Genomic DNA, 13,476 nt, shown 5'->3' with positions numbered 1-13,476 from the left:
TTTAGCCAGTCCACCCCGCAGAAAACCGCGACACCGGCTTGGCTTTGCCGGCTGAAAGGTGCAGGAGCGGTCCGCCGGCGGGGGCCGACACGAGATTTTTACATGGATGCCGACACAGGTCGGCCCGACGAACTGAAAGAGAAGGGTTCTGGGAAATGCGTGTTTATTACGATCGCGATGCCGATATCGGCCTCATCAAGGGCAAGAAGGTCGCAATCCTCGGCTATGGCAGCCAGGGCCATGCCCATGCGCAGAACCTGCGCGATTCGGGCGTTGCTGAAGTCGCGATCGCGCTGCGTCCCGGCTCGCCCTCGGCTACCAAGGCGGAAGGCGCCGGCTTCAAGGTGCTCGCGAATGCGGATGCTGCCAAGTGGGCCGACGTGCTGATGATCCTCGCGCCCGACGAGCATCAGGCCGCCATCTACGAGAACGACATCAAGGGCAATCTCCGACCCGGCGCCGCGCTGGCGTTCGCGCACGGCCTCAACGTCCACTTCGGCCTCATCGAGCCGCCGGCAGATGTCGACGTCATCATGATCGCGCCCAAGGGTCCGGGCCACACCGTGCGCGGCGAATATGTGAAGGGCGGCGGCGTGCCGTGCCTCATCGCCATCCATCAGGACGCGACCGGCAATGCCCATGACATCGCCCTCTCCTACGCCTCGGGCGTCGGTGGCGGTCGCTCGGGCATCATCGAGACCAACTTCAAAGAAGAGTGCGAGACCGACCTTTTCGGCGAGCAGGCTGTGCTGTGCGGTGGCTTGACCCACCTCATCCAGGCCGGTTTCGAGACGCTGGTGGAAGCCGGTTACGCGCCGGAAATGGCCTATTTCGAGTGCCTTCACGAGGTGAAGCTGATCGTTGACCTGATGTATGAGGGCGGCATCGCTAACATGCGCTACTCGATCTCCAACACGGCCGAATATGGCGACATCACCACCGGTCCGCGCATCATCACCGAAGAGACCAAGTGGGAGATGAAGAAGGTGCTGGAAGACATCCAGTCCGGCCGCTTCGTCAAGAACTTCGTGCTCGACAACCGCGCCGGCCAGCCGGAGCTGAAGGCCAGCCGCAAGGCCGCTGCCGCCCACCCGATCGAGCAGACCGGCGCCCAGCTGCGCGCCATGATGCCCTGGATCGGCGCCAACAAGCTGGTGGATCAGGCCAAGAACTGAGCCTTTTCCGGCATTAGTCCAGATATGGGGCGGCGGACCGTTGGTTCGCCGCCCTTTCTGTTACGCGCTGCCATTCACCAGATCGGCCAGCGCCTGCCATGGCGCGATATTCCAATAGCGCCGCGCCGAGCCGGATGGCGAAGGCAGCACGAACAGCCGCGTCGTCCCAATGCGCTCGCTCTGTTCGCCCAGCGCGATCCGGCCCGTCGGGCGATCGAGCAGACGGCTGGCGCCGGTCTTGCTGGTGAAGGCGAGGACAGCGGGCTGATAGCGCAGCATTTTTTCGCGCAGCACCGCCCCATCCAGCGCGTCGGCCGGCAGCTCGGCATCATTGCCGAAATGACCTTTGGAAAGATCGGTGAGGCCGATGCCCAGATCCAGCAATCGCGGATAATCGCACGGCGAGAACCGCTCCGGCGTCAGCCCGACCTGATGCAGCGTGCGCCAGAACAAATTGGTCGGATTGGCATAATAAGCCCGCGCCTGCGCCGACTGGCGCCCGAGCGCCGTGCCGCAGAAGACCAGCCGCAAGCCCGGTGCCAACAGGTCCGACACGGTGAAGTCATCCGGTAACGGACCTGATCTCGGCAGTAGCGTCATGGCTCTCATGTAAGCGTGCGCTGAGGGGGTATAAGACCAAAAACGCCTCCCCGTCATGCGGAGAAGCGTTTTTGGTTCGCATCACGCGTTCGTAATGCTCGGATTGGGCTCCACCACCGGCTCGCCGCGCGTCTTCCACAAGGAGTAGAATACGCCGCCCGCCAGAATGACGAAGGTGACGCTGAGCGACACCACCGGCGGGATCTTGGCGATGCCGAGCGCATCGGCTAGGACGATCTTGGAGCCGATGAACACCAGCAACAGGCTGAGCGCATATTTGAGGTAATGGAAGCGATGCACCATCGCCGCCAGGGCGAAATACAGCGCACGCAGGCCCAGAATGGCGAAGATGTTCGAGGTGTAGACGATGAATGGATCGGTGGTGATCGCGAAGATCGCCGGCACCGAGTCTACCGCGAACACCACGTCGACGAACTCGACCATCAGCAGCGCCAGGAACAGCGGCGTCATGTAACGGACCGTCCGCCCGGTCGCGCCATCGGGCAGCTTCACCCAGAAGTGATTGCCGTGCAGTTCTTCCGTCACCCGGAAGCGGCGCTTAACCCACCGCAGGACCGGCGACTTGCCAACCTCATATTCGGCTTCGGCATTGCGCCACATCTTGATGCCGGTGAAGATAAGGAAGGCCGCAAAGACGTAAAGCACCCAGTCCCAACGCTGCACAGCGGCGGCGCCGAAGCCGATCATGAGCGCCCGCAGCACGATGACGCCGAGAATGCCCCAGAACAGCACGCGGTGCTGGTACAGGCGCGGAATGCCGAAATAGGTGAAGATCATCGCGATGACGAAGACATTATCCATCGCCAGGCTCTTCTCGACCACGAAGCCCGTGACGTAATTCAGGCCCGCCGTCGGGCCAAGCTGCCACCAGATCCAGCCCCCAAAGGCCAGACCGAGCGTAATGTAGAAGGCGGACATGGCGAGGCTCTCGCGCACACCGATTTCCTTCTCCTCCTTGTGCAGCACGCCCAGATCGAAGACCAGCAGCGCCAGCACGAGGCCCATGAACATGAGCCACATCCAGGCCGGCTTGCCGAGCCAGAGAATATCCAGAAATTCCATGCGTCAGGCCCCCAGTGCCCGGGGACCGGCCAGCGAGCGCCGCAGGCGGCTCATCAGCATATCGCGGCGCAGCCACAAGCGCGCGACGAGATGACCATCGGGCCGCGCCTTGCCCCGTTCGCTGGACAGCGAATCGTCGACGCGTTGCAGCAGGACCATCAGATTGAACGTGAAGATATTCATGAACGTCATCCTCCAAAGTGCGTTGCACGTGATCGGATGACTGGATGCCTGAGCCTGAAAAACCGAACCTGCACCGGTATCACCCGATGCGGTCCGACATCGCGAGGCGCTCATGTTTGAGCGCTGCGCCAGAGGGGCCCGGTCCGCAGGCGGCATTTTGGAGATAGCGCGGCAGGTTTCAAGAGGGCGATGCGAAAAAACTTGCGTCGGGCCGTGACCGAGGCGCTATGCCAGATGACATCGCGCCTGCCGGGCCGCGAAGCCCGAGGTCTCGATCCCCATGCCACTCGATCCCTTCTACATTCTGTGCGCGGTGGTCGCCGTGGTGATTTCCGGCCTCGCCAAGGGTGGCTTCTCCGGCGCGGGCTCGCTGGCCATGCCTATCCTCGCCCTTGCGATCGACCCGGTGCGGGCCGCGGCTATCCTGCTACCGATCCTGATCGTGCAGGATGTGGTGAGCGTCTGGGCGTTCCGCCGCACCTGGGATGGGCATGTGCTCGCGGTGATGATCCCCGGCATGACCATTGGCGTGGCGCTGGGCTATTTCTTCTCCGCGCAGGTCTCGGCGGATGTCGTGCTGGGCGTGCTCGGCGCGATCTCGATCCTCTTCGGCCTGCAGCGCCTGTGGGTTGAGCGGGGCCATGCGATCACCCTGCCCTCCAATTCCCCGGCATGGCTGGGCGTGCTGTTCGGCGTCGCATCGGGCTTCACCAGCCACGTCGCCCATGCCGGTTCGCCGCCCTTCCAGATGTGGGTGCTGCCCCGCAAGCTTCCGCGCGATACGCTCGTCGGCACCACCGCCATCGCCTTTGCGGTGATGAACTGGATCAAGGTGCCGGCCTATGCCGCGCTCGGCCAGTTCACCCACGCCAATCTGCTCGCAACCGCTGCGCTGATCCCCCTCGCCCTCATCTCCACGATGCTGGGCGTGAAGCTGGTCCGCAAGGTCGATCCGGAGCGCTTCTATGTGCTGATCTACGTCCTGATGATCCTCCTTGGCGTGAAACTGCTCGCCGATGCGCTGATTTAAGTCCGGCGCGCTCCGCGCCGCACCCTTGCATTCCCCTGATGACAGCGGCGAGCGGCACGCTATGCTAAGGCGTATCGTTCTCAATCCCCCTCGCAGACGATCAGGAGACACAGATATGCGCCTCATTCACGCTGCCCTCCCCGCTCTTCTTCTTGCCGGCATCACCGGCGGGCTGGTCGCACAGCCCGGCAAGCCGGACCCCGCCGCGATTTCCGGCGGCACCTACACCGCTGATCCCGGCCACACGCTGGTGAAGTGGGAGGTCGATCATCTGGGCTTCACGCCCTATTTCGGCATTTTCGGTGACATCACCGGCACGCTCCAGCTGGACCCCAAAAACCCTTCGGCGGCCAAGGTCGATGTGACCATTCCCGTCTCCAAGGTCACCACCGCCAGCGCGGGCCTGACGGCTCACCTGCTGCGCGCCGGTAAGGACGGCAAGGCCGCCGACTTCTTCGGCCCGACGCCCGCCGACGCCCGCTTCGTCTCGACCAGCGTCGTCGTGGACGGTCAGGCTGCCAAGATCACCGGCAACTTCACGCTGAACGGCGTGACCAAGCCGGTCACGCTCGACGCACGCTTCTATGGCGCCGGCATGGGCATGGGCAACAAGGAGAATGTGGGCTTCACCGCCACCGGCTCGATCAAGCGCAGCGACTTTGGCGTTGCTTACGGCCTGCCGATGGTGGGTGACGAGGTTAAGCTCGAGATCGTCGCCGGCTTCACCAAGTAAGCGCTGAGACTATCCGGCCGGTGAGGCAATCACCGGCCGGTCACAGCCCATGCGCGCAAGATGGGCGCGCCGCGCGACGATCCCGTCATCCCCCTTGAAGATTGGCGAGAGCGGATAGACGCCGAGCGGCTGGAACTGCCGAAAATCCATCACCGCCACATCATAGCGTGCGCACAGGGCCGCCAGATCGGTGGCCTTGAGCATTTGCAGGGCCATCACCGCCGGCTTGCCGGGCGCACCATCGGCGCCGAAGCGCACAAGGTCGGTCATGAAATAGCCGCCGCGAATATCGACCAGCACCACATCGGCATCGGACGCGCGAATGGCCGCCATCGTCTTGGCATAGCCCCGCACATAGTGCTCCGTATCGCGGGCCTGCCAGAGCGTGCCCATCAGCGCGAAGAGGGCGCCGGCTACCAGCAGCGCCCGGCCATAGCGCGCATCGCGCGGCACGACGGCGCGCCAGCCAAGCCCGGCAAGCAGGCACAGCGCGCCGATCTGGCCATGCATATAGCGGAAACCCCAGCCATAGCCCTGATACAACGCAAGGCAGAGACCGGCGATCACGCCCAGCAGCAGCGGTACAGTCACCGGCACGTCACGCCACACACTCCGCCAGCGCACGCCCAACACTGCCAGGCCGGCGAGCGGCAGGAGCAGCAGATTGTTCCAGGCGATCAGCCGCGAAATGTTCAGCAGCGGCTGGAGATCATCGAGCCGGCCGAACAGGCTGATCAGCTTGTCGACGATGCTGTTGGTGCGGTGGACATCGCTCGGCGGTGCCGGGCCGACCAGCTCGGCCAGTGCCATCGGCCAGAGTCGCGCCCAGATCACCATCAGCGCGAGCGCGACACAGATATGGAACAGCGCCGGACCCCAGCGGCGATTGGCGGCCATCCAGAGGATGAACGGCGCAATGAACAGCAGCGGGAAGTGCCACTGATGCAGCCCGGCGGCCAGAACCGCGACCAATGCCGCCAGTCCATGCCCCAGCGTGCCGCCGCGCAAGACCAGCGCCAGCCAGATCATGTTGAACGCGAAATGGCTGGTCATTGCATAGGGCGTCATGGCGGTGACGAGCAATTGCGCGGAGGTGAGCGCCATGACCATCGTCACCAGCGCAGCATCGCGCCGATCCGGGTTGAGGTGCCGCGTGATATGCCAGAGCGCGACGAGGCCCGCGCCGAGGGTCAGCGGGGCGGCGAGATCAGCCAGCCCGACCCGCTGAAACAGGCTGCGGATTGCGGCATGGACCGGCAGATAGATCGAGGTCCAATGCGTATCCGAACCGTAGGGACTGTAGAATTCCGGCTGCATCGCATGGCGGACGGCATTCCAGGCTTCGGGAATCGGCCAGCCGATCATACCGTGGGCGAGCGCACCCGCCGTCAGTTCGACCATCACCTCGTCGCGCGAAACGCTGTAGCCATGGAAAACCCACGTCCGCCCCAGCCAGCCGAGCAGAACAACGACGATGATGCCGACGGGAACCAGCGCGCTGCCGGTGAAGACCCGACCACCGCCGCGCTGGGCGGGCAGCCCGCCACGCTGCACCCGCAGACCGACGAGGAAGCCGGCAATCAGGAGGCCAAATGCCTGCGCGTCCAGCATCCACATATCCTGCCGGGCGAACAGATATTCGGAAATGCTCCGGCCGGACTGGCCGCGCAAATGCCACATCCAGGTGCCCCAGCTGAGCACGAGGGGCAGCAGTCCGCCCGCCACCAGCGCCGTTGCGAGAGCCAGCGGGCGCCCGTGCGCCGGATCAGAGGATCGGGACATTGCCCTCACGCGCCAGATCTGCGCGAATGAACAGGCCGTCCATTTCCACCAGCAGCGGGAAATGGCCCTTGTTGTTGGCGAAGACAGCATTGGGCACGAAGCCGCCGCGCTCCAGAAGCGCGATCATCGTGCGATAGTCCGTCGCGCCATCGTAGAGCGGGCGCACCGATAATTCGGTCTGCGCGGCAGTGATACGCGCGGCAACCGCGCTGGCCCCGGACCAGACCTGCGCGTCATGCCCCTGCGTATCCATCTTGAGCAGAATGGCCTTGGCATCGCGCGCCGGCTCCAGGTCGGGCAGCAGCGTATCGAGCCGGGCGCAGGGCACGTGCACGGTGCGCGTGACCTTGTTGCGCTCGGCGAAAATCTGCTCGAGGCCATCCTGCGGGGCATTGAGCGAGCTGAACTGGTCGGCGGCCATCAGGTGGAAGGTCGCCTCCCCATCCCGATCCGACAGGGCGATATTGTGGACGTGCCACTCCGCATCCTTGCCGGCGATCTCCACCAGCTTCGCGCAAACCTGGGGATGCGGCTCGAACGAGAGGATCGGGCCGCGAAAGCCGACATCCTTGCGCAACATGGTGGCATATTGCCCGGCATTGGCGCCGACATCGATCACGCAATCGATGCCGAAATGCGCAATGAGCCGGCGCAGCGAGACGATCTCGCCATATTGATGCTGGCGGCCGACAAGGCCCAGCCGCACGGCCAGCCAGCGGTCGCGCAGTTCGCGGCGGTAGCGGCGCAGGTCGATCATGCCGCGCTCTCCCCGACTGTGTGCCCCGTTCTGGCCGCGAAACGCTCACGCGCGGTCTGGTAGGCCTCCTGCGTCTCCGCGGCGGCGACATCCCATCCCGTCATCACCTGACCATGGGCGCGCGCGGCCTCCCCCGCCTCCTGCCGACGGCGCGCATCGACGATGAGCTGGCGCAGGGCCACCGCCAACGCCGGGGCATTGCCCGCCGGAAAGCGCGTCGCCACGGCATCGGGAAGGTCGCCGAACATGCCGGCATCGCTGGTTACCATGGCGGCGCCATAGCGCAGCGCGGAGAGGAAGGCACCGCTCGAATCGATCTCGCGATAGGGAAACGCCAGAATGTCCGCCGCGCGCAGATGCGCATCGAGGCGATGCTCGGTTAGAAAGCCGAGATCGGTCACCAGTCGATCGCTAAAGCCGCCGCCATGAATGGCTTGCAGGAAGGCTTCGACCGGCATGAACGGCTTGCCGGCAATCGCCAACTCGAAGACAAGCCCGTCCCGCCAGAGATCGAGACAGGCCTGCACCAGCAGATCCAGCCCCTTATAGGGCCGAATCGTGCCGAAGAAGAGAATGCGCGGCACGGTTCCACGCGGGACGGCGGCAAGGTCTTCCGCGGCCGCCTCCCGCAAGGTCATCGGCGGATGTGGCACCAGCGCGATGTCCGCAGGGTCGATCCCCTGCTTGAGCAGCGTCTCGCGCGTCTGCTCGCCATGGACGATCAGCAGATCGAACTGCCGCAGCAGCGCCTCATAGCCGCGCCCCTGCACGCCCGAGCGATCCTCGCCATGAAACGGGCGCGCATTGTGGACGGTGTGGACCAGCGCCGTCCGGTCCGCCAGCCGATCGAGCAGGATTCTGTCCACCATCGCCAGCGGCAACCACTGGAAATGCGCCACATCGCCTACCAGGGAGCCGAGGCGGCCGAGCCGGGCATCCAGCGCATAATCGGCGGCCTTGGCGATCTGCCCGGCCCGGCCATCGCCCAGCACCGGCCGCAGCCGCTCGCCGATGCGGAAGAAGCGGGGCTCATAGCGGTAGCGCTTGGGCACGATGGCATCGGTTTCGCGCATCGGTCGGCCGATCAATGTCACGTCATTGCCGCGCGCGGCCAGCGCTTCGCACAGCCCATCGTCATAGCGCGGCGTGAACAGCGAGGGATCGATCATCGAAATCTTCACACGCTGCCCCTTGCCTGCGCCTCTGCGCCCCGCGCTCCTGTCAGATGCATCAGCATACGCCCATGAACCAGCCCCAGCGAAACATGAACAGCGGCGTAGAGAGCCAGAAACCCGGCGGATAGTGTCCAGCCGAGACTCTCATGTATCGGCATGGCCAAAGGAACGGCCAATACGCTGCCAAGCAACAGCAGCATCGAAGGCCGCAGCAAGGCGCCGAACCGCCCCAACCCCCACTGCAGATAAACCGAGACGCAAATGAGGCTGAGGCCAAAGAGCAGTGCAATCATCATCGCAATTTCAGAATATTGCAGGTCGAGATTGCCATTGAATATGATGTGAGCGATCAGCTTTCCCGCGACCAGCAGCGCGGCACTGCCGGCCATTGTGGCGCCCAGCGACCAGCCAAGGCAGCGCAGGACAGCGCGCCGCACGCCGGCCCCATCGCCCTGATAGGCCGCGCGCGTCAGGCCGGGCAGAACCGTCTCCGCAAGGGCGCGAATGACGGCGGACAGCGAGCGGGACAGCTTAAACACCAGATCGAAGAGCAGCAGCGGCCGTGGGTCCGGCGTCACCGCGACGATGGTGAAATAGGGCGCATTATAGGCGCCGACATCACACAGGGTGAGAATGCCGGTCCGGCCGAAATCGGAGAGATAATGCACCCGCACCGCCGACAGCCCCGGCCCCAGCACAATCCAGTCGCGCCGCCGCATCGCCAATGTCGCGTGGAAGGTCGCAAGCCCGGCGCACAGCACCCCGAGCGCGACGACCAGTTGAATGAGCACCGACGCAAGGATCGGCAGCGGCCCGAGCGCGGCCAATAGCAGCGCGAGGCCCGAGATACGGCGGATGCTGTCGAGCGCTTCCCACCAGAGATTGTGATCGACCGCGGCCAGCGCCCGCCGCGCCAGCAGGGTGAGCAGATTGAAGGCGGCGACGAGATAGAAGGTGATGAACAGCGCCGGATAGTCGGTCTTGAGCCAGCCCGTCGCGATGGCGCCACCAATCAGCACGGCGCCCAAGGCCACGAGGCCAGCAAGAATCCACAGCAGGGCGACCAGCTCGGCGGGATCGAACGCGCCCTCCCCGCTCACCCGCAAGCGCCGCAGCCGTGCATAGGCGATGGCGCTCAGGCCAAGCTCGGCGGACACCGTGAAGTTGGCGAACGCGACCAGCAGCAGAAAGCCGCGAAACTCCTCAAGGGGGAGAATGCGCACGAACACGAAGGTGACGACGAAACCCCACAGCATGGCGAGGGCCACATTGCCCAGCTTCACCAGCCCGAGCAGCCCGGAATGACGCTCAAGACGCCCCGCCAGCGCAATCAGGCCGGCCATCACCCCCGCAGGCTCATCATGCCGGTCGACGGGCGCGGAACAGCGTGTCGGCCAGGGCCTCCCGCCTCACCGCTTCGGGCGGCCGGGACGCGGCATCAATCAGGTCCACCTCGAACCCGGCCGCGCGGATGCGCTCGGCAAAGTCGCGGCCATATTGGCGGACATGGTCCCACTGGCCGAAGCGCCGCTCCCGCTCGCGGCCGGAGAGATCCGGCGGGCCATCCTCGCTGGGGCGATCCCATAGCGGCACGAGCAGCCAGGCCTCGCCGCCGGGCTTGAGCGCGCGCAGCACATTGCGCAGCACCACCGCGTCGTCAGGCACATGCTCCATCACATGGCTGGCATAAATGCGGTCGTAGCGCGACTCCTCGGTCATCGCCATCAGGTCCAGGTGCTGGACGCCGGGGACGGCATAGCGTGAGGGGTCGATATCGGCGGGCACATAATCGCCCGCATGGGCGCGGAACCGCTCAATCAGGCTCGCCTCGCCCGGCGCGCAATGCAGCACCGCGCTCCATGCCGGCAGGGTGATGACACCTTCATCAAGGAGATGATGCATCAGCCGTTCGCGTGGCGATGCGCCGCAATCGAGGCATCCCCACTCCGCTTCATCGCCGTAGCGGAAGAAGCCCACCACATCGCGCCGGCAGGCCGGGCAATGCCGGTCACGCGCTGCGCCGAAGGCTGACCGCACGGCCAGTTCGGCTCTCGAGAGATGCTTACCTGCGGCCTTGCGCACGCGTTGCATGGTGATCATGGCGCGAGCCTATACAATGCTGGACCCCGAAAGCGAGAGGAACCGCACATCTTTGCGTGCACGGCCTCAGTCGCGGGACTTGGCGGGGGTCCATAGCGTGAAGGTCTGCCCGCGCATGGCGAGCAGCACGCCCTTCAAAGTCGCCATATAGGCCAGCAACAGGTCGAATATCGCCGCGAGCGGCCCGCGCCGCGCCATCGCGCCCAGCATCGCCAGCACCAGCCCGGCCGCGACCAGCGCGACCGCTGCAACCGGCGTGATCCGCCAGGCGAGCGCCAGCGCCGCCACAACCGCCAGCCCGATCCACAGGCCCCCGAACCATCGCACGATCTTGCGCGAGCCATATTTGAACCGGTCGAGCCGTCTCATCCGCCGCAATCCCGGCCGCAAATGCCGGTGCGTGTGCCAGCTGCGGGCGGCGATGCGTACCTTGCGGCGGTACTCGTCGGCGCGCTGCGCCACCATCGCCTCACGGGCGATCACGTCCTTTGCCTTGATGAGTCGCCGACCGGCAAAGACAACGGCCATGGAGACGGTGAGATCGTCCAGCACGCTATCGGGGAAGTCGGGATACAGCGCGCGCCGGATCGAGAAGATCGATCCGTCCGCCCCCATCACATTGCCGGTGCGCGACTCGATATCCTTGAGATGCTCCTCGAGCCGCCAGTAGAGCGCGCCCACCGACGCCGAAGCGCTGCGATCCGCGCCATCATAATGCAGCGAGCCGAGCACGCCGCCGACCTGCGGATCGGCATAATATGGCAGTAGCGCATCGATAGCGTTTGCGTCGAGCAGCACGTTGGCGTCGGTAAAGACGAGAATCTCGCCCGTGGCCATGGCCGCGAGTTGCTTCATCCCGTGCGCCTTGCCGCTGCGGCCCGGACCGCGCAGCAGGGTCAGGACGTCCTGAGCCTGGCCCAGCAGGTCGCCTGTGCCATCACCGGAGCCATCGTCGAAGGCGAGGATCTGTAAACCCGGATGCCGCGCCTTGAGCGCACGCAGATTCTCGATCTTCGTGGGCAGCGATGCAGCTTCGTTATAAGCGCAGAAGAGCAGCGAGACGGTAGGCGGGACCGCGCCGCCCGCGTGCTGGACCGGCTTGGTCGGCAGCAGCCGCAGGATGAGCGGATAGATCAGGAACGGCCAGACCAGCAGCACCGCACAAAGCGTGATGATGAGGGTGAGGAACAGGTCGACGGGCGTCATCGTACGTGTCCCCTCCGGGCTTCCTTGTTCTCCTGCGAAAGCAGGAGTCCAGGGCGCAGCAGATGAACTTTGCCGCCCTGGACTCCTGCTTTCGCAGGAGCACAACACCCCTCTTCAAAACGCACACCCTCAGAATGCATTATCATGCGCCAGCACTCGCAGCGTCGCGACGATGATCCGCAGGTCCCGCCAGATCGACCAGTTGGTCACATATTCAAGATCCGACTGCAGCCGGTTGATGAGATCCTCATGCCGGTCGGTCGGGCCGCGATGGCCACGCACCTGCGCCAGACCGGTCATGCCCGGTTTGATGCAATGGCGCGCCCAATAGCGCTCATCGACCTCCCAATAGAGGCTCTGCGCCGCCTTCGCCGCCGGAGCGTGAGGGCGTGGTCCGACGATGCTCATGTCGCCTTTCAACACATTGAAAAGCTGTGGCAGTTCATCGATGCTCGTGCGCCGCAAAAAGGCGCCGATGCGGGTCACGCGCGGATCGTCCTTCTCGGTGAGCTTGTCCGCCTTGAGGTCGCTCAGCGCCATATGCATAGTGCGGAACTTGAGGATCATGAACGGCCGCGCATCGCGCCCCAGCCGCTGCTGGCGGAAGAACACCGGACCCGGCCCCGAGAGCTTCACCGCCAGCGTGCCGAAAATGAGGATCGGCGAGAGCGCCAGGATCGCCGGCACGCAGATCGCCAGATCGAACAGGCGCTTCAACAGCCGGTCCCGGAACAGCAGCGGTCCACCCGCAACCACCAGCGTCGGATGATCGGCAAAGGCGCTCACCTTCGCGGGCACGAACTGGCGCATCTCAGGCACCAGGATTTCTCCCTTGGCGGACAGGGAGGTAAGCACGATGCGCCAGTCCGCGATCCGCTCGGCGGGGCACGCGACGACCACGCGCTCGGCACCGCCGACACCATCGGCGAGGCGCTCGGCCATTTTGGCATCCCGCGCGGTGGGATCGAAGCCGATCGCCTGCGCATCCACCCGCCAGGCATCGCGTGGCGTTTCGATCTCGACGCCATCGACCAGCAGCACCGTGATGTGCGGCACCGTGCCGACCAGCCAGATTGCCAGCCGGTCGATCAGCGGACGCACCGCGATCAGCCCGCCGGCAGACAAAGCCAGGCCGACCATGAAGGTGAGACGCGACAATTGCTCGGCGATCTTGCCGAGGTAGATGATGAACAGAGTCAGCATCACCGCTTGCGCCAGCGACCATACCGCCTTGGCGGCGCTCGCCCGACGATTGCCGATCATCCTTATCCCGTAGACGCCGCCATGCACGGCAATGAGCACGTAGACCGGCACGATCATCGCGGCCATCACCAGACCGTGCGGCTTGCCCGGCTCGCCCATGAGCGAACCCAGAACCAGCAGATTGGCCAAGGCAAAGGCCAGCCCGAGCACCAGCATGTCGAGCATGATGCTCAGCAGATAGAGGCGCAGGCGTGCTGCTTCCTTCGACTGCGCTGGTTTGGCTGCCATGGCCGCGCGCTATGCCCCTGCGCGGGGGCCGTCAACGAGATTGTGCGTGGGCGACGCGGTGGCATCCGTCGCAGTTCCAGCAACATATGTCCCGCGCCGGGGCAGGATTTCGGGATCATCGCTGGAATATCGTGTATGACCCTTTTATGACGGCCGCCCCA

Annotated in this window: 13 protein-coding genes; 3 read left to right on the top strand and 10 right to left on the bottom strand. The window is 65.0% G+C overall.

Annotated elements, in window-relative coordinates; all coding sequences use genetic code 11:
• Positions 1 to 155 precede the first annotated feature (155 nt).
• Complete coding sequence (gene ilvC / locus M2336_RS10705) at positions 156 to 1,175, top strand: ketol-acid reductoisomerase (RefSeq protein WP_264592983.1); 1,020 nt, start codon at positions 156 to 158, stop codon at positions 1,173 to 1,175.
• A gap of 60 nt (positions 1,176 to 1,235) precedes the next feature.
• Here the strand turns inward: ilvC and M2336_RS10700 are convergent, their stop codons facing one another.
• The 3 genes from M2336_RS10700 to M2336_RS10690 all read right to left on the bottom strand — a co-directional run bounded on the left by M2336_RS10700 (position 1,236) and on the right by M2336_RS10690 (position 3,041).
• Positions 1,236 to 1,775 carry a mismatch-specific DNA-glycosylase gene (locus tag M2336_RS10700; protein WP_264572512.1) on the bottom strand — a complete coding sequence of 180 codons (540 nt, stop codon included), beginning with the start codon at positions 1,773 to 1,775 and terminating at the stop codon, positions 1,236 to 1,238.
• Positions 1,776 to 1,856: 81 nt separating this feature from the next.
• Positions 1,857 to 2,858, bottom strand: a complete 1,002-nt coding sequence (locus tag M2336_RS10695; RefSeq protein ID WP_264572511.1) for a TerC family protein — start codon at positions 2,856 to 2,858, stop codon at positions 1,857 to 1,859.
• Between the two features lie 3 nt (positions 2,859 to 2,861).
• Positions 2,862 to 3,041, bottom strand: coding sequence for a hypothetical protein (locus M2336_RS10690; RefSeq protein ID WP_264572510.1), 180 nt, complete (start codon positions 3,039 to 3,041; stop codon positions 2,862 to 2,864).
• 280 nt (positions 3,042 to 3,321) lie between these two features.
• On the opposite strand from M2336_RS10690, the gene M2336_RS10685 reads away from it, so the two are divergent.
• Both M2336_RS10685 and M2336_RS10680 read left to right on the top strand, forming a co-directional pair.
• A complete protein-coding gene (locus M2336_RS10685) occupies positions 3,322 to 4,071 on the top strand; it encodes a sulfite exporter TauE/SafE family protein (protein ID WP_264572509.1) in 750 nt (249 codons plus the stop codon).
• 115 nt (positions 4,072 to 4,186) lie between these two features.
• Entirely contained in the window at positions 4,187 to 4,804 is a 618-nt protein-coding gene (locus M2336_RS10680; protein WP_264572508.1) for a YceI family protein, read from the top strand.
• Between the two features lie 9 nt (positions 4,805 to 4,813).
• On the opposite strand, the gene M2336_RS10675 is transcribed toward M2336_RS10680, so the two are convergent.
• From M2336_RS10675 to M2336_RS10645, 7 genes are all read right to left on the bottom strand, one after another.
• A complete protein-coding gene (locus M2336_RS10675) occupies positions 4,814 to 6,586 on the bottom strand; it encodes an MFS transporter (protein ID WP_264572507.1) in 1,773 nt (590 codons plus the stop codon).
• Positions 6,570 to 7,334, bottom strand: coding sequence for an FkbM family methyltransferase (locus M2336_RS10670; RefSeq protein WP_264593260.1), 765 nt, complete (start codon positions 7,332 to 7,334; stop codon positions 6,570 to 6,572). Before M2336_RS10670 ends, M2336_RS10675 begins: the two co-directional genes overlap by 17 nt.
• 5 nt (positions 7,335 to 7,339) lie before the next feature.
• Positions 7,340 to 8,524, bottom strand: coding sequence for a glycosyltransferase family 4 protein (locus tag M2336_RS10665; RefSeq protein ID WP_264572506.1), 1,185 nt, complete (start codon positions 8,522 to 8,524; stop codon positions 7,340 to 7,342).
• Complete coding sequence (locus M2336_RS10660) at positions 8,521 to 9,861, bottom strand: hypothetical protein (RefSeq protein WP_264572505.1); 1,341 nt, start codon at positions 9,859 to 9,861, stop codon at positions 8,521 to 8,523. Before M2336_RS10660 ends, M2336_RS10665 begins: the two co-directional genes overlap by 4 nt.
• A gap of 16 nt (positions 9,862 to 9,877) precedes the next feature.
• Entirely contained in the window at positions 9,878 to 10,618 is a 741-nt protein-coding gene (locus M2336_RS10655; RefSeq protein WP_264572504.1) for a class I SAM-dependent methyltransferase, read from the bottom strand.
• 66 nt (positions 10,619 to 10,684) lie between these two features.
• Complete coding sequence (locus tag M2336_RS10650) at positions 10,685 to 11,824, bottom strand: glycosyltransferase (RefSeq protein WP_264572503.1); 1,140 nt, start codon at positions 11,822 to 11,824, stop codon at positions 10,685 to 10,687.
• A 129-nt stretch (positions 11,825 to 11,953) separates the two neighbouring features.
• Entirely contained in the window at positions 11,954 to 13,315 is a 1,362-nt protein-coding gene (locus M2336_RS10645; RefSeq protein ID WP_264572502.1) for an exopolysaccharide biosynthesis polyprenyl glycosylphosphotransferase, read from the bottom strand.
• Positions 13,316 to 13,476: the final 161 nt, after the last annotated feature.

Source organism: Sphingobium sp. B1D7B, assembly GCF_025961965.1.
Taxonomy (GTDB): domain Bacteria; phylum Pseudomonadota; class Alphaproteobacteria; order Sphingomonadales; family Sphingomonadaceae; genus Sphingobium.
This window is presented reverse-complemented; position numbering and strand designations above follow the sequence as displayed.